This is a genomic window from Sphingobium sp. EM0848, from assembly GCF_013375555.1.
In the GTDB taxonomy this organism is placed as follows: Bacteria; Pseudomonadota; Alphaproteobacteria; order Sphingomonadales; family Sphingomonadaceae; genus Sphingobium.
Genome location: NZ_JABXWB010000005.1, coordinates 1648060 through 1663419, shown reverse-complemented (window position 1 = coordinate 1663419; position 15360 = coordinate 1648060). Strand labels below are relative to the sequence as shown.

Below are 15360 nucleotides of genomic sequence, written 5' to 3'. Positions count from 1 at the left end.
GGGGCGAGAGAAGCGCGCATGATCGCGTCGGTGCTGGCGCGCGCGCGCAATTTCTTCCGGTCTCTGGTGGGGCATATCTTCCTGCTGCTGACGGTTGGCATGACGGCGGCGGCGGTTGTGGCGTTGGCGATCGCGGAACAGACCCGTCATCTCGATTTCGAGCGCTGGCGCCTGCAACGCGTCGTCGCGAGCGCCGCCGATATCGCCCAGCGGCTCAGCCACGATCCGGTCAGGATCGAGGCGATGTTGAACGACAAGCGGATCATGGGGGCCAGGATCGCGCCCGGCGGCATTGCCCTGACCGATCCCGATCTGGCGTTGGCCGGCGCGTTGAAGGCGCGTTTCGGTGAGCATTCAGATCCGGAGGCCGGCCAGGTACCCACGGGGCTGTGTTTTCCCTCCAACAAGGCCGACCCCGATAATCGGGCGGCGGGCCTGATCGGCGCTCCGCGACCGGACTGCTGGGTGGTGCGCTTCACGGACGGCACGGGCGAGCGGCGATCTCTGGCGCTCTATCTGCCGCGCCTGGTCAAGCCGCCCAGCACGCTTGCCAACCCGGTCTATCTGTTGCTGATCCTGCTGTCCTCGGCCGGGCTGGCGATCATTGTCGCGCGTTTCGTCGCCAAGCCCTTACGGCGGCTGGAGCAGGCGGCAGAGGCCTTTTCCGTGTCGCTGGACCCGGAGGAAATTCCCGAGCGGGGGCCAGAAGAGGTGCGGGCGGCGCTTTCCACCTTCAACCTGATGCAGCGCCGGGTCAGAGCGGGTTTTGCCGAGCGGACGCAATTGCTGGCGGCGATCAGCCACGACCTCCAGACGCCGCTCACCCGGCTGCGGCTACGGTTGGAACTGGTCGAGAATGAGGAACTGCGCACCCGGCTGTTGCAGGATCATCAGGCGATGATGACGCTGGTGCGCGAGGGGCTGGACCTGGCGGCCAGCACGGAATCGCAGGAGGACTGGTCGGTCATCGACATCGATTCGCTGCTGACCAGCATGGTGGAGGATGCGCAGGATCTGGGCGCACCGGTGCGGTTCCTGTCCGGCTGTGGCGGCACCGTAAGGGTCAAGCCCAATGCCCTCACCCGCTGCATCGCCAATCTGGTGGACAATGCGGTCAAATATGGCGGCAGCGCCGATATCCGTTGCAAGCGGCAGGCCGGACGGGTGCTGATCGACGTACGCGACCATGGCGTGGGCATTCCGCAGGATCAACTCGACCAGATGTTCGAACCCTTCACCCGCGGCGCGGCCGGGCAGCCGGGCGGACGGCCGGGGACGGGCATCGGCCTTACCATCGCGCGGTCGCTGGCGCTGAGTTTCGAGGCGTCGGTCAAACTGGCGAATGCTGCCGGCGGCGGGCTGATCGCCACCATTGACATGAAGGCCTGAGGGAAGTTCGGCGGGGTTGGGGGCAATTGTTCCCAATACCCCCTTTCCTCGCACGGCTTCAGGTGACACTATGCGCAAATCGCGGCGGGGGTTCGTCGCGCCGATTTGAAGATGCTGCACGATGGCGGCGTGGCAATGACGATGTCGCCCGCATGATCGCCAGTCGTGCACGAACCGGAACTGCTCTTGCATGGCCGGATAAGCATCGTGCGTTCTTTTGACAGAACTTTGCAGATTAAACTTTGGACAGTTTTGGATTTTTATCTTCGCAGCTTTCTATTTCACTGTTTTTACAGGCCATAAGGGTCTATATTCATTTCCATGGCTACTTTAGCGGGAGTCGCCAGTGACGAAAAATGAGCTGTTTTCCAGCTTCACGCGGAAATATGACGACCGGCGTCAGGCCGAAATGTCCGTCGAGGATTATCTGCTGGGATGTCGCAACGATCCGCTGATGCATGCATCGGCACCGGAAAGGCTACTCGCCGCGATTGGCGAGCCGCAGATCATCGACACCTCGCGCGACCAGCGGTTGGGCCGGATTTTCATGAACCGGACGATCCGGCACTATCGCAGCTTCGCCAATTTCTACGGCATGGAAGGGACGATCGAGCACATCGTCAGTTTCCTGCGCCATGCCAGCCAGGGATTGGAGGAGCGCAAGCAGATTCTCTATTTGCTGGGGCCAGTGGGCGGCGGCAAATCCTCCCTGGCGGAGCGGCTGAAGGCGCTGATGGAAGTCCATCCCATCTATGTGCTGAAGGCAGGGGAGGAGATCAGCCCGATCTTCGAAAGCCCGTTGGCGCTGTTCGATGCAGAAACGCATGGCGAGTTTATCGAGGGGAATTACGCGATTCCTCGTCGGCGGCTGACCGGCATGATCAGCCCCTGGTGCCGCAAGCGGCTGGACGAGTTTGGCGGCGATATTTCCCAGTTCAAGGTCGTCAAGATGATGCCCTCGCGGATGCGGCAGATCGCCATCGCCAAGACCGAACCGGGCGACGAGAATAATCAGGACATCAGCTCGCTGGTCGGCAAGGTCGACATCCGCAAGCTGGAGATGCTCTCCCAGAACGATCCCGACGCCTACAGCTATTCGGGCGGCCTCAACCGGGCGAACCAGGGGATGCTGGAATTCGTCGAGATGTTCAAGGCGCCGATCAAGATGCTCCACCCGTTGCTGACCGCGACGCAGGAGGGTAATTATATCGGTACAGAAAATATCGGCGCCATTCCCTTTAATGGGATCATCATGGCCCATTCCAATGAATCGGAATGGGCGAATTTCAAGAACAACAAGAATAATGAAGCCTTTATCGACCGCATCTATGTCATCAAGGTGCCCTATAGCCTGCAGGCGACCGAGGAGCGGCAGGTTTATGAAAAGCTGCTAAGGGAATCCGATCTCAGCAAGGCGCCCTGCGCGCCGGGGACGCTCGACATGTTGGCACGTTTTTCGGTGCTGACGCGGCTGCGCGAGCATGAGAACAGCAATCTCTACTCCAAGATGCGTGTTTATGACGGCGAGATGCTGCGGGAGATCGATCCGCGCGCCAAAAGCATGCAGGAATATCGCGATGCGGCGGGCGTGGATGAGGGCATGTCAGGCATTTCCACCCGCTTCGCCTTCAAGGCGCTGTCGGCGACCTTCAACCATGACACCAATGAGATTGCCGCCGACCCTGTGCACCTCATGTATGTGCTGGAAGGCATGGTGCGGCAGGAACAGTTCCCTGCCGAGGTCGAGGCCCGTTATCTAGAGTTCATCAAGGGCGAACTGGCGCCACGTTATGCCGAGTTCATCGGCAATGAGATTCAGAAGGCCTATCTGGAATCCTATAATGACTACGGTCAGAATCTCTTCGATCGCTATGTCGCCTATGCCGACGCGTGGATCGAGGACTTGGACTTCAAGGACCCCGATACCGGCCAGTTGCTGGACCGGGAGGTCATCAACCAGGAGCTGACCAAGACCGAAAAGCCCGCGGGTATCGCCAATCCCAAGGATTTCCGGAACGAGGTGGTGAAGTTCGCCCTGCGCATGCGGGCCAGCAATGACGGACGCAACCCGAGCTGGACCAGCTATGAGAAGATCCGCGAGGTGATCGAGAAGCGGATGTTCAGCCAGGTTGAGGATCTGCTGCCGGTCATCAGCTTCGGGACGAAGAAAGATGGCGATACCGCCAGCAAGCATGACGAATTCGTCGCGCGGATGATCGAAAGGGGTTATACTGAGCGGCAAGTGAGACGGCTTGTCGAATGGTATATTCGGGTCAAGCAGGCCGGTTGATGGAGGGCAACTGAGCCCCATGCACATAGTCGACAGACGTTTGAACCCGGGAGGCAAGAGCCTGGTGAACAGGCAGCGCTTCCTGCGGAGGGCAAGGGCTTATGTGCAACAGGCCGTGCGCGACAGCCTGAAGGACCGCAGCATCAAGGATCTGGACAAGGAAGGCCAGGTCACGATCCAGCGAGATGTCATCCACGAGCCGACGCTGCATCGCGCCGCGCAGGGCGGCAATCGGGAACGCGTCTTTCCCGGCAATCATGACTATATGGAGGGTGACCGGATCAAGCGGCCCGATGGCGGGCAAGGCGCCGGGTCGCAGGCCGGGCAGGGCGAGGGGAATGACGATTTCCAGTTCGTGCTGAGCCGGGAAGAGTTTCTGGGGCTGTTTCTGGACGATCTGGAATTGCCCGACCTCGCCAAGCGGCGGTTGATCGGCGGAAAGGTCGACGGGATCAGACGGGCGGGCTATTCAGTTGTCGGCAACCCGTCCAATCTCTCCGTGCCGCGCACGATGCAGAAAGCGATGTCGCGACGGCTGGCGCTGCGGCGGCCGAGCAGCCGCGAACTCCAGCGGGTCGAGGATGAAATTGCGGAGATCGAGGCGCGCGAACCGCCGGGACCCGACGATGCGGTGCTGCTGGAAAATCTGCGCGAGGAGCGATCGACGATCATCCGGCGGCGCAATCTGATTGCCTATATAGATCCGGTGGACCTGCGCTATCGCCGTTTCGAGACGGTGCCCAAGCCTGTCGCGCAGGCGGTGATGTTCTGTCTGATGGATGTTTCCGGTTCCATGACCGAGCATATGAAGGACCTCGCCAAGCGCTTCTTCGCGCTGCTGCACCTGTTCCTGTCGCGTTGCTACGAGCATGTTGAGGTGGTGTTCATCCACCATACCGACCGCGCGGCCGAGGTCGATGAGCAGACTTTCTTCTACAGCACGGTCACAGGTGGCACGCTGGTGTCGAGCGCGCTCGACAAGCTGCTGGAGGTGGTCAAGGAACGCTATCGGCCCGACGACTGGAACATCTACGTCGCGCAGGCCTCCGATGGCGACACGATGCAGTCGGACAATGGCCGGGTGGTCAGTCTGATGCAGGACGAAATTCTGCCTATCAGTCAATATGTTGCCTATCTGGAGGTCGGCCGGGAGGAATTTGCCGATATAGAGACGGTCGGCACGATGACCGGTCTGTGGCAGGCCTATGCCCCGGTTTCGGAGGCACGCCGCAATTTCGTGATGCGCAAGGTGCACCACCGGCGGGAAATCTACCCGTGTTCCGCGAACTGTTCCAGCGCAAGGGTGTGGCGGAGCGGACTGCATGACGGGAAAGCACGCAAAAGCGCCGCTGTTCACCGGGAGCGATTGGGACTTTTCGCTCATCAACCGGATCTATGAAACGATCGAGCCGATCGCGCTCAAGGAAATGAATCTGGATATCTATCCCAATCAGATAGAAATCATCAGCGCGGAGCAGATGCTGGACGCCTATTCTTCCATAGGTATGCCACTTTTCTACAAGCATTGGTCCTTCGGAAAACAGTTTGTTACCAATGAAATGATGTACCGTAAGGGGCTGAGGGGACTCGCCTATGAACTGGTCATCAACAGCGATCCCTGCATCAACTATCTGATGCAGGAAAACAGCGCGACGATGCAGACCCTGGTCATCGCGCATGCAGCCTTTGGTCACAATCATTTCTTCAAGAATAATTATGTCTTCCGCCAATGGACCGATGCCGAGGGCATTCTCGATTATCTGGAGTTTGCCAAGCGATACATCGCGGAATGTGAGGAGCGCCACGGCCAGTTGGCGGTCGAGCGGGTTCTGGATGCCGCCCATGCGCTGATGAACCAGGGTGTACATCGCTATCCGCGCATCCGCCCGCGTGATCTGAAGGGCGAGGCGGCGCGGGAGGCGGAGCGGCAGGCCTATCGTGACCGCATCTATGACGATCTGTGGCGCACGGTGCCCGTGGGAGCGCGGGCGGACGCCGTGCCCAATGAGGAACGGCGGGCTGCGCTCGGGCTACCGCAAGAGAATATCCTCTATTTCCTGGAGAAAACTGGCCCGCGCCTGCAAAGCTGGCAGAGGGAAGTGCTGCGCATCGTCCGGCTGATCGCACAATATTTCTACCCGCAACGCCAGACCAAGGCGATGAATGAGGGCTGCGCGACCTATACCCATTATCGGATCATGACGCTGCTGCATGAGCGCGGGTGGATCACCGACGGCGCGTTCATGGAATTCCTGTCGTCACATACCAATGTCGTCTATCAACCCACTTATGATTCAGGGCATTTTGGTGGTTTCAATCCCTATGCGCTGGGTTTCGGCATCATGTCCGATATCGAGCGGATATGCCTTGAGCCGACCGAGGAGGACCGGGAATGGTTCGGCGACATCGCTGGCTCAGGCGATCCGGTGGAGGTGCTGAAGGATATCTGGGCCAATTACCGCGATGAAAGCTTTGTGTCCCAGTTCCTCAGCCCGCACATGATCCGGCATTGGCGCCTGTTCAAGATCAACGACCGGGCAAGCGAGTCGGAGCTGCGCGTCGATGCCATCCATGATGAACGCGGCTATCGGCGGATAAGGCGGGCGCTGGCGCGGGAATATGATATCGGGCGGCAGGAGCCGGATATTCAGGTGGTCGACGTGGATCTTGTCGGGGACCGCAAGCTGATCGTCGAACATGGCGTGGTCGACGGGGTCCTGCTCGATCCGGCTGATGCCGCTATGGTGTTGCAAAATCTGGCAAATCTCTGGGGCTATGAGGTGATGCTGAAGGAAATCGACACCGAAAGCCGTAAGGAATTGAAAAGCCACGCCGCACAGCCCAGGGAGGGTTGGCTGCGCTGAGCCGGTTCGGGGGATCGACGGATACCGCCGCCCTGGAAGATTCCATTTTCATTCGGACATTGGAAAGGCTAAGTTGTGCACCGATTTTCGCGGGCGAAGCTGGCTTGCGGGCTTCGCGAACAAGGCAGGAGTTCGATTCATGACGAATACTCTTACGCGTGAAGAGTGTCTGGAACGGGCGAAAATGCATGAGCAGTTGGCGGCGACGACCGCTGACGCTTCTGCACGCATGATGCATCAGGCGATGGCGGCGGAATTTCGCCGCCGGGCCGATGGTGAGGCGGATGACGGCATCAGGCAGGCGGTCAACAGGCCCATCATGGAATTGGTTTCCAAAGTCGCGTGATCGCCTGAGGCGGTAGCACTCAGGCTTTGCCATCTCCGGGTCGGCCGCGTCGGCGCAGCAAGTAAATGTCCATGATCCAGCCATGCTCCTGCCGGAGCGTGGCGCGCTGGTCGATGATCGTCGGTCCGACGATGGCGAGCGGACCCTGGGCGATGGCCTGCTGCGGCATGCCGAGATAGGCGCCCCACCATATATCGACCCCCTCGGACGGCAGCGTCCGAAAGGCGCAATGCCCGTCCAGCATGACCACCAGGCTGTTCGTGCAGACCGGCCATCCCTCTTCGCGCAGGCGGCGGCCCGTGGTGATGAGCACGGGTTCCGCCAGATCGTTGAGGCATATGCCGTGGGCGGCGGTCAGCGCCTGGATGCTGGTGATGCCGGGGATGACCTGAACCTGCATGTCCGGAAGTCGTTCTGCGATACGCAGGCTGCTGTCGTAGAGCGAGGGATCGCCCCAGACCAGCAGCGCCAATGTTCCGCCCTGCGGCAGATGGCGGGTGATCTGATCCTGCCAGAGAGCGGCGATGGCATCGTGCCAGTCAAGTACCGCATCGACATAGGCAGGCTGGTCGGCTCGGCTGGGCATGTCGAATTCGACCAGCCTGACCGGGCGCGTGAGCAACTCGGCGCAAATGGCACGGCGCAGGTCGATGAGGTCGGATTTCACATCGCCCTTGCGCGGCAGCAGGATCAGGTCTGCCTCGTTCATCGCCCGGATCGCGGCGCGGGTCAGATGATCGGGATTGCCCGTGCCGATGCCGATGAGGTTGAGTGTGATCATGCTGCGCTGCCCTCGGCAATGAGGTGGAAGAAGCTACCCGTGACAGGGCCGCGATGCGATCCGGTAGAGGAGACGGCTTTGCCCTCGGCATCGGTGACGGTTGCGAGCGGGCTGTCCGGCTGGGCGAGGATGGTGGAATAGTGGAATTCATGGCCGTTGAGCGACACGCCAGCGGGAAAACCAGCCATCGGGGCCAGCAGCCGGGCGCGGCGATAGCCCAGATGCAGACGGCGTTCCGCAAAGCTGGTGACGAGACCCAGCAGGCCCGCCATGGCGTGACTGTGGCCCTGTGCGTCGATCAGTACCTCTCCCAGCACCATATAGCCGCCGCATTCGCCGTGGATCGGGCGGGTCTCGGCATGGCGGCGCAGGGCCGAGAGAAAGCGGCCCGCCTGCGCTATGCGGCCAGCGTGAAGTTCGGGATAGCCGCCGGGGAGCCAGATGGCGTCGGCTGTGGTATCTGGAACCTCGTCCGCGAGCGGGGAGAAAGGAAGGATTTCCGCGCCTGCCGCCCGCCAGTCCGACAGAAGATGGGCGTAGGTGAAGGAAAAGGCGGCGTCCCGCGCGATGGCGATGCGTTGGCCGGGAGGCGCGCCGGATTTTGCGCTCTGTGTTTGCAGCAGCGTGGGCCGGGCGGCGGCGTGGATCGCCGACAGGTCCAGATGGGCTGCGATGATGTCGGCTATGCGATCCATGGTTGCGTCCAGATCAGCCTGTTCGGTCGCCTGAACGAGACCGAGATGCCGTTCGGGCAGACTCAGCGCCTCGCTGCGGGGAATGGCGCCGAAGACCGGGATGTCAGCTTCAGCCATCGCGGCGCGGATCAGCCTTTCGTGGCGTTCGCTGGCGACACGGTTCAGGATCACGCCCGCCATCACAATGTCGGGGCGCAGGCTGCGGAAGCCATGCGCCACGGCGGCGGCGGACTGGCTCTGACCGGACACGTCCATGACCAGCACGACGGGCCAGTTCAGGGCGGCAGCAATGTCGGCGCTGGAGCCGTTCCCGCTTTCCCCTGCCATCGGGGCGCCGTCGAACAGGCCCATCACCCCTTCCGCAACGATCAGGTCAGCATCCCCGGCATGGCGGGTAAGAGCGCCGATCATCGGGGATGGCATCGCCCAGCTATCAAGGTTGAAGGACGGGCGACGGCTGGCCGCCTGCTGGAAGGTGGGGTCGATATAGTCGGGGCCGGATTTGAACGGCTGTACGCACAGGCCCTTGAGCGTGAATGCGCGCAGCAGGCCGAGCGTCATGATGGTCTTGCCCGACCCGGACCGGGGGGCGGTGATGAGGAGGCCGGGAGTCATTCCTTGCCGATGAACTGCGAGTCGGTGCCGGACGGACGGAAGCGGCGGTCATAGCCGGGGGCGTAGAGGCTGCTTTCGGCGAAATCGCCGTTGTCGAGCACGGGACCGACCAAGATGATGGCAGTGCGCTCCGGGCCGTGGGCTGCGGCCTCCTCGATGGTGGCTAGGGTGGCGCGGACGATGCGCTGGTCGGGCCAACTGGCGCGCCAGATCACCGCCGCCGGGCAGTCCGGGCCATAGTGGGGGATCAGATCCGCCACGATCTTCGCCAGATTATGGATGGACAGGTGGATGGCAAGCGTCGCGCCGGTGGCGGCGAAGGCAGGAAGATTTTCGCCCGGCGGCATCGAGCTGGCGCGGCCTGGCGTGCGGGTGAGGACGAGCGACTGGCCGAGTTCAGGCAAGGTGAGTTCCACCTCCAACGCGGCGGCGGCGGCGGCGAAGGAGGGAACGCCGGGGGTGATGCTGTAAGGGATATTGAACGCCTTCAGGCGACGGATTTGTTCGCCCATGGCGGACCAGACCGACAGGTCGCCCGAATGAAGGCGGGCTATGTCATGACCTGCTTCATGGGCTTCGCGGATGATGGCGACGATCTCGTCGAGGGTGAGCGGGGCCGTGTTCACGATCCACGCGCCGGGCGGGCAATGATCGAGCAGGGCGGCGGGAACCAGCGATCCGGCATAGAGGCAGACCGGGCTGCTCGCGATCAGGTCGCGTCCGCGCAGGGTGATGAGATCGGGTGCGCCGGGGCCTGCGCCGATGAAATGAACGGTCATATGGGGTTTCCTTCGGCAAGGGCGCAGGTGGCGAGGCGGTCCTGCGAGACAGCGCGGGGCGCGAGCAGGCGAGCATGGTAGCCTGCTGCGGCGAGGGCAGCGGCTTCGGCGACGCTACCCGTGTGGTGGGCAGCGAGGCTGACGGGTGAACAGGTGAGCGTGGTCTGGCCTGTGAGCCGGTCGGATGGGATGGCGATGAGTGGGAGGCGAAGCTGCTGGGCCAGCGGGTCGAGTTGGGGTGCCTTATGGTCGAGCGTTGCCAAAGCCGCCGGGGCGAAGTTTCCCTGGGTCGCCCTTTCCAGTGCGGATCGAAGCGAGGCAAGCGTGGCGCTTTTCCGAAAACCGAAACCGGCGACGATCATAGGGTGATGTTCCACTGCACCAGCGGATAGGCAGAACGCCAGCCATGGCGGCTGCCGAGCGGGACTGCCTGCGCCAGTTCGATGCGGAGGAGGTCGCCTCCTTTGCGGGCGTGCCATTGATTGAGGAGAGCTTCCGATTCCAGCGTGACCGCATTCGCCACCAGCCGGGTCGGGCCGCCGGGAAGCACGAACAGCGTTTCGAGCAGTGCTTCACAGAGTCCTCCGCCAATGAAAATGGCGTTTGGGCGGGTACGGTCGCGGAGGATGTCGGGGGCCTTGCCTTCGATTACGGTCAGACGATCGGCACCAAGCGCTGCAGCATTGCTGCGGGCGCGGGCGGCGCGGACCGGGTCGGCTTCGAAGGCCGTTGCCTGCGTTGCGGGATGAGCAAGGAGCCATTCGATGGCGATGGAACCCGAACCAGCGCCGATGTCCCACAGCGCCTCACCGGGACGCGGGGCGAGCGCGGAGAGGGTCAGGGCACGCGCGGGGCGCTTGGTGATCTGGCCGTCATGATCGAACCAGCCGTCGGCTATGCCGCTGGCTCGGGGAAGCGTTCTGCCATTGCCCGCCACGGATAGGGCGACGGCAACGGGATGGGCGATGTCCGCAAAGTCGAACCTTTCAGCGGTGGTCGTGCGGATGCGTTCCCGCGGGCCGCCAAGCGCTTCCAACACATGGATCGAAGACGCACCGAAGCCATTTTGCGCCAGATAAGTGGCGAGCGCGCTGACCGCAGCACCATCGCGCAGCAGGATGATAGCGCGGCGGCCGGGGATGAGGCCGGGACGCAGGCGGGTGAGCGGGGCGGCGTGGAGGCCGTGGCATTCCACCTCCTGTAACGGCCAGCCAAGGCGCGCGGCGGTGAGGGCGAAGGTAGAGGGGGCAGGATGGGCGACCCACTCTTCCAGCGCGAGTAAACGGGAGATGCTGGCGCCCCCGCCAAACCAGAACGGATCGCCTGAGGCCAGCATGACCGTGGGTTGGCCACGACGGGCGAGGAGGAGGGGAATGCCGTCCTCGAACGGGACTGGCCATGGGTGGCATTCCGCCTTAAGGGCTGGCAGCAGCGACAGGTGGCGCGGCGCTCCGGTAACGAACGTTGCCGCCGCCAGCGCCTGACGGGCGGCGCGGGACAGGCCATCGGGGCCGTCCTCCCCGATGCCGATGATCGTCAGCCAGGGATCAGGAGTTTTCGACATTTCCCATATCCTCATTCTGGGCGGGACCACGGAGGCGAGCGCGCTGGCCAGAGCGCTGGCCGAAGGGAGCAAGCGTGCTGTGTTGAGCTATGCCGGGCGCACGGAAAAGCCGCGCGCCCAGCCTGTGCCGGTGCGCGTTGGCGGCTTTGGAGGGATTGGCGGCCTTGTCGATTATCTGCGGAGAGAGGGCGTGACCCATCTGGTGGACGCGACCCATCCCTTTGCTGCGACGATGAGCCGACATGCCGTTGCGGCAGCGCGGGAGGCAGGGGTCGCGCATATCATGCTGACGCGGCCCGGCTGGGTCGAGGCCAGTGGGGATAGCTGGACCCATGTGCCGGATATTGCAGGAGCCGTGGGAGCGCTGGAAGGGCATGCCCGGCGCGTGATGCTGGCGCTGGGACGGATGCATGTCGATGCCTTCGCCGCCCAGCCGCAGCATCATTATCTGTTGCGCTTCGTAGATGTGCCGGATGAAGCGCCGGGGCTGCCCCAACATCATCTGGTGGTGGACCGCGGGCCGTTCACGGTGGAGGGAGACATGGCCCTGATGCAGGCGCACCGGATCGAATTGGTCGTATCGAAAAATGCGGGCGGCAGCGGCGCGGAGGCGAAGCTGATCGCCGCCCGGAAGCTGGGGTTGCCGATACTGATGATCGACAGACCGCCCTGTCCCGCCGCGCAGGTTACGCATGACATTGCGGGCGTGCTGGAGTGGCTGGGTCATTCGGCAGAGCGCGGGGTGTAGAGGATCGGGCTGCCGGGGCGCTCGATCAGGCAGGTGCGGCTGGAGCCGAGGATGACCATGGTACGCATGTCGGCCATGTCCGGCGTGGCCTGGCCGAGCGGGACGATGCACAGGCTTTCCTCCGGCGTGGATACGGCGCGGGCGAAAAGGATCAGGCGGTCGTCGCCGCATTCCTCTCGCAGGATTTCCAGGGTGCGGGTGAAACCATCCGGGCGGGACTTGGATCGCGGATTGTAGAAGGCCATGGCGAAGTCGGCCTGCGCGGCAAGGCGCAGACGGCGTTCGATGAGTGCCCAGGGTTTGAGATTGTCCGACAGGTTGATGGCGCAGAAATCATGGCCAAGCGGTGCGCCAGCCTTCGCGGCGGCGGCAAGCATGGCGGTGATGCCGGGAAGGACACGGATATCGAGGGCGCGCCAGTCTGAGGGGCCAGCTTCCAGCGCTTCGAACAGGGCTGACGCCATGGCGAAGACGCCGGGGTCGCCGGAGGAAACGATCACGACCTTCCGGCCCTCTGCAGCCAGCTTCAGGGCATGGGTCGCCCGGTCCAGTTCGACACGATTGTCGGAAGCGTGGAGGGTTAGGCCCGGACGTTCCGCCACGCGGGCGACATAGGGGATATAGCCGATGACGTCGGTGGCGACGGTGAGAGCTTCCGACACTTCCGGGGTGATCAGCGCTTGCGCGCCGGGGCCAAGGCCTGCGACTGCGATCCAGCCGGTCATGGGCGGCGGCCCTGACCGTGGATGAGCAGGATCGAGAAATAGGCGGCGACGGCCTCCGCCTCTGCAAGCGGGGTGATCCGCTGGTCCGCCATGGTCGCATATTCGACCAGCCAGGCGCAGTCCTGCTTGCCAGCAGCGGCGACCGCGCGACGCAGCTTCGGAAGGTTGCGACCAATCTTCATGACGACCAGCGCATTGGTGTCCTGGATGCGGCGGGCCAGCTCCTCTTCGGGCAGGGTCGCCATCAGCACCGTCAGCACATCGTCGCCCCAACTGATGGGCGTGCCGCTGGCGGTCCAGGCGCCGGACATGCCGGTTATGCCGGGGACGATCCTGACCGGCGCGGTGAGACGACTGTGCAGGTGCATGAAGCTGCCGTAGAAAAAGGGGTCACCTTCGCACAGCACCACCACATCCTCACCGCTGGCGCACAGATCGTCGAGATGGCCCGTGCAATCGGCATAGAAGGCGGACAGGAGTTCATTATAGCGCGGGTCGGACAACGGAATTTCGGTCGTCACCGGATATTCCATCGGAAATTCGACGGCGTCCGGGTGTATCATGCCCTCCACGATCCGGCGAGCCTGGCCGGATTTTCCCCTTTTGCGGAAATAGGCGATGTGGCGGGCGTTGCGGATCAGGCGGTCGGCGCGAACGCTCATCAGATCCTGCGCGCCGGGGCCGAGGCCTACGCCATGAATGGTGCCTTTGGTCATTCTGCGGGGCTCGCTATGGCGTTGACGGCAGCGACCGTGATGGCGCTGCCGCCCGGGCGCCCCTCCACGATGCAGCAGGGGACCGGCTGGCTTTCCCAAAGGGCCTGTTTCGATTCCGCTGCGCCGACAAAGCCCACGGGGCAGCCGATGACCGCGGCCGGACGGGGGCAGGCCGGATCGTCCAGCATGTTGAGCAGGTGGAAAAGAGCCGTAGGCGCGTTGCCGATGGCGACTAGCGCGCCATCCAGATGCGGGCGCCAGAGTTCGAGCGCGGCGGCTGAGCGGGTGTTGGACATGCGTTCGGCCAGTTCGGGAACCAGCGCATCGTTCAATGTGCAGAGGATCGGGTTGTTGGCGGGCAGGCGCTTGCGGGTGATCCCCTCGGACACCATGCGCGCGTCGCAGAGGATCGGGGCGCCAGCCTCCAGCGCGGCGATAGCGGCCAGGGCGAAGGTTGGGGAGAAGCGGATGTACGGCGCAAGACCGACCAGCCCCGCCGCGTGGATCATGCGGACGGCGATGCGCTCCTCTGCCAGCGAGAAACGGTCGAGATCGGCTTCGGCACGGATGGTGCGGAAGGATTCCCGGTAGATGGCGGCGCCGTCGGTTTCGTAGATATAGGGCATTATGGGCTTCCGAAGAGAGCGAGAATCTGGACGGGGGTAAGGCCCGTTCGTTCCGGGGGCGATCCGGCGCGGGCCTTGCGGGCGAGGTCGAAACGGCCTTGGCGACCTGTCAGGACGATGTCGGCGTGCCTTGGGCGTGCGCAGCCCTTGGCACAGCCGGCAATATGGAGAGACCCGCTGACGAAAGGGGCGAGGCGGGTGGCGAGGTCGCGAGTGGCGACGCTTGCCTGTGGACATGCGGGCGCGCCGGGGCAGGCGTCGATCAGGAGCGGCGGTTCTGTAGGAACAGGACTGATCGTGCCTCCTTCGAGGATCAGGCCACGCCACGGAGTGAGGCGAAGGCCTATGACGCCTGGCGATTCGGCCAGGGCGGCAAGGCCGTCCGCATCGATCTGACCGAAAGGAAGGCCGTGAAAGGGGCCTGGGGCTTGCGCCAGAAGCTGTTGCAAGGTGCGGGGATGGGCGGGCGCAATTGTCGGGGCCAACGGCAACGGGGCCTTGTGCCGCGCGATCCGACCAGAGCTGGCGCCACCCGTATCGAGGAACCAGCGGGCGAGCGCTGTCAGGTCCTGCGCCGCTGTTTCGATACTGGTCGGCGTGCCGAATGTGCGTCCCTCCGCACGGAGCAGGAGGGCGCCGGTTTCGCTGCGCTCGAAACGGAAATCGGCGGGGACGTGGGTGAGGGCGGGGGCTGGGCCGATGTCAATGGCAATGCCGATCTTGGGAGGAAGATCGGGGAGATCATCGATGCGGCCGAGGAGGTTTTGCGCGATGCTTTCCGTATCATCGCCAGTCGACCAGTCCGGGTTCAGCAGGAAATTCCGGCGGCTTTCGCGCGCCGGGTCGGGATCTGTGAGACCGAGGGCAACCAGCCGTTCGAGGAGAGGACGGTGGCTTTGCTCGGTCACGCCCCGGATCTGGAGCGCGGCGCGATTGGTGAGATCGACAAGGCCATTGCCGTAGCGGTGAGCGGCTTTGCTGAGGCCCAGCGTCTGGGCAATGCTCAACCGTCCAAACGACGGACGGACGCGGACCAACAGCCCGTCGCCCGCAGCCATCGGGCGCCATGCCGTGGGGCACCAGCCGCGAATGGCAGCGTCGGCGCTCTGCGCGTCTCGCACTGGACTTCACCTCCCACGTCGCAACGACGACTGGAAGATTGCCCTTCCAGCCGCTTAAACCGTCGCTCGTGCGGAGAACCGAGCCGTGACCATCCCCTGGA

Annotated in this window: 15 protein-coding genes; 6 read left to right on the top strand and 9 right to left on the bottom strand. The window is 63.5% G+C overall.

Going from position 1 to position 15360, the window contains the following annotated elements; genetic code table 11:
* Positions 1-18 precede the first annotated feature (18 nt).
* The 5 genes from HUK73_RS25605 (at position 19) to HUK73_RS25585 (ending at position 6889) form a co-directional block, all read left to right on the top strand.
* Complete coding sequence (locus tag HUK73_RS25605; RefSeq protein WP_176594537.1) at positions 19-1389, top strand: ATP-binding protein; 1371 nt, start codon at positions 19-21, stop codon at positions 1387-1389.
* A gap of 346 nt (positions 1390-1735) precedes the next feature.
* Positions 1736-3679, top strand: a complete 1944-nt coding sequence (locus HUK73_RS25600) for a PrkA family serine protein kinase (RefSeq protein WP_176594536.1) — start codon at positions 1736-1738, stop codon at positions 3677-3679.
* Positions 3680-3743: 64 nt separating this feature from the next.
* Positions 3744-5078, top strand: a complete 1335-nt coding sequence (locus tag HUK73_RS25595; RefSeq protein ID WP_369805616.1) for a YeaH/YhbH family protein — start codon at positions 3744-3746, stop codon at positions 5076-5078.
* Positions 5002-6543, top strand: a complete 1542-nt coding sequence (locus tag HUK73_RS25590) for a SpoVR family protein (protein WP_176594535.1) — start codon at positions 5002-5004, stop codon at positions 6541-6543. The genes HUK73_RS25595 and HUK73_RS25590 overlap by 77 nt, the downstream gene beginning before the upstream one ends.
* Positions 6544-6682: 139 nt before the next feature.
* Positions 6683-6889: a hypothetical protein gene (locus HUK73_RS25585; protein ID WP_176594534.1), complete on the top strand. Its 207-nt coding sequence runs from the start codon at positions 6683-6685 to the stop codon at positions 6887-6889.
* A gap of 19 nt (positions 6890-6908) precedes the next feature.
* Here HUK73_RS25585 and cobF read toward each other — a convergent pair whose 3' ends face one another.
* The 5 genes from cobF to cbiE are packed head-to-tail and all read right to left on the bottom strand — an operon-like array spanning position 6909 to position 11323.
* The gene (gene cobF / locus HUK73_RS25580) at positions 6909-7670 is read right to left on the bottom strand and encodes a precorrin-6A synthase (deacetylating) (RefSeq protein WP_176594533.1); all 762 of its coding nucleotides are present in this window, start codon (positions 7668-7670) and stop codon (positions 6909-6911) included.
* Entirely contained in the window at positions 7667-8980 is a 1314-nt protein-coding gene (locus tag HUK73_RS25575; RefSeq protein WP_176594532.1) for a cobyrinate a,c-diamide synthase, read from the bottom strand. Before HUK73_RS25575 ends, cobF begins: the two co-directional genes overlap by 4 nt.
* Positions 8977-9759 carry a precorrin-4 C(11)-methyltransferase gene (cobM, locus tag HUK73_RS25570; RefSeq protein ID WP_176594531.1) on the bottom strand — a complete coding sequence of 261 codons (783 nt, stop codon included), beginning with the start codon at positions 9757-9759 and terminating at the stop codon, positions 8977-8979. The genes HUK73_RS25575 and cobM overlap by 4 nt, the downstream gene beginning before the upstream one ends.
* Positions 9756-10121, bottom strand: a complete 366-nt coding sequence (locus HUK73_RS25565; RefSeq protein WP_176594530.1) for a cobalamin biosynthesis protein — start codon at positions 10119-10121, stop codon at positions 9756-9758. Before HUK73_RS25565 ends, cobM begins: the two co-directional genes overlap by 4 nt.
* Positions 10118-11323, bottom strand: coding sequence for a precorrin-6y C5,15-methyltransferase (decarboxylating) subunit CbiE (gene cbiE, locus HUK73_RS25560; protein WP_176594529.1), 1206 nt, complete (start codon positions 11321-11323; stop codon positions 10118-10120). Before cbiE ends, HUK73_RS25565 begins: the two co-directional genes overlap by 4 nt.
* On the opposite strand from cbiE, the gene HUK73_RS25555 reads away from it, so the two are divergent.
* The gene (locus HUK73_RS25555) at positions 11322-12071 is read left to right on the top strand and encodes a cobalt-precorrin-6A reductase (RefSeq protein ID WP_176594834.1); all 750 of its coding nucleotides are present in this window, start codon (positions 11322-11324) and stop codon (positions 12069-12071) included. The two genes, cbiE and HUK73_RS25555, sit on opposite strands and share 2 nt — an antisense overlap.
* Here HUK73_RS25555 and cobJ read toward each other — a convergent pair.
* The 4 genes from cobJ to HUK73_RS25535 are packed head-to-tail and all read right to left on the bottom strand — an operon-like array spanning position 12047 to position 15196.
* Positions 12047-12796, bottom strand: a complete 750-nt coding sequence (gene cobJ / locus HUK73_RS25550) for a precorrin-3B C(17)-methyltransferase (protein WP_176594528.1) — start codon at positions 12794-12796, stop codon at positions 12047-12049. The genes HUK73_RS25555 and cobJ overlap by 25 nt on opposite strands.
* A complete protein-coding gene (gene cobI, locus HUK73_RS25545; RefSeq protein ID WP_176594527.1) occupies positions 12793-13512 on the bottom strand; it encodes a precorrin-2 C(20)-methyltransferase in 720 nt (239 codons plus the stop codon). The genes cobJ and cobI overlap by 4 nt, the downstream gene beginning before the upstream one ends.
* A complete protein-coding gene (locus HUK73_RS25540; protein WP_176594526.1) occupies positions 13509-14138 on the bottom strand; it encodes a precorrin-8X methylmutase in 630 nt (209 codons plus the stop codon). The genes cobI and HUK73_RS25540 overlap by 4 nt, the downstream gene beginning before the upstream one ends.
* Positions 14138-15196 carry a cobalamin biosynthesis protein CobG gene (locus tag HUK73_RS25535; RefSeq protein ID WP_176594833.1) on the bottom strand — a complete coding sequence of 353 codons (1059 nt, stop codon included), beginning with the start codon at positions 15194-15196 and terminating at the stop codon, positions 14138-14140. The genes HUK73_RS25540 and HUK73_RS25535 overlap by 1 nt, the downstream gene beginning before the upstream one ends.
* Positions 15197-15360 lie beyond the last annotated feature (164 nt).

Excerpts from the sequence above, each read along its gene's own strand:
- HUK73_RS25590 (WP_176594535.1), top strand. The coding sequence starts at position 5,002 with ATGACGGGAAAGCACGCAAAAGCGCCGCTGTTCACCGGGAGCGATTGG.
- cobJ (WP_176594528.1), bottom strand. The coding sequence starts at position 12,796 with ATGACCGGCTGGATCGCAGTCGCAGGCCTTGGCCCCGGCGCGCAAGCG.
- cobM (WP_176594531.1), bottom strand. The coding sequence starts at position 9,759 with ATGACCGTTCATTTCATCGGCGCAGGCCCCGGCGCACCCGATCTCATC.
- cobF (WP_176594533.1), bottom strand. The coding sequence starts at position 7,670 with ATGATCACACTCAACCTCATCGGCATCGGCACGGGCAATCCCGATCAT.
- HUK73_RS25585 (WP_176594534.1), top strand. The coding sequence starts at position 6,683 with ATGACGAATACTCTTACGCGTGAAGAGTGTCTGGAACGGGCGAAAATG.
- HUK73_RS25565 (WP_176594530.1), bottom strand. The coding sequence starts at position 10,121 with ATGATCGTCGCCGGTTTCGGTTTTCGGAAAAGCGCCACGCTTGCCTCG.
- HUK73_RS25535 (WP_176594833.1), bottom strand. The coding sequence starts at position 15,196 with ATGGCTGCGGGCGACGGGCTGTTGGTCCGCGTCCGTCCGTCGTTTGGA.
- cobI (WP_176594527.1), bottom strand. The coding sequence starts at position 13,512 with ATGACCAAAGGCACCATTCATGGCGTAGGCCTCGGCCCCGGCGCGCAG.
- cbiE (WP_176594529.1), bottom strand. The coding sequence starts at position 11,323 with ATGTCGAAAACTCCTGATCCCTGGCTGACGATCATCGGCATCGGGGAG.
- HUK73_RS25540 (WP_176594526.1), bottom strand. The coding sequence starts at position 14,138 with ATGCCCTATATCTACGAAACCGACGGCGCCGCCATCTACCGGGAATCC.
- HUK73_RS25575 (WP_176594532.1), bottom strand. The coding sequence starts at position 8,980 with ATGACTCCCGGCCTCCTCATCACCGCCCCCCGGTCCGGGTCGGGCAAG.
- HUK73_RS25605 (WP_176594537.1), top strand. The coding sequence starts at position 19 with ATGATCGCGTCGGTGCTGGCGCGCGCGCGCAATTTCTTCCGGTCTCTG.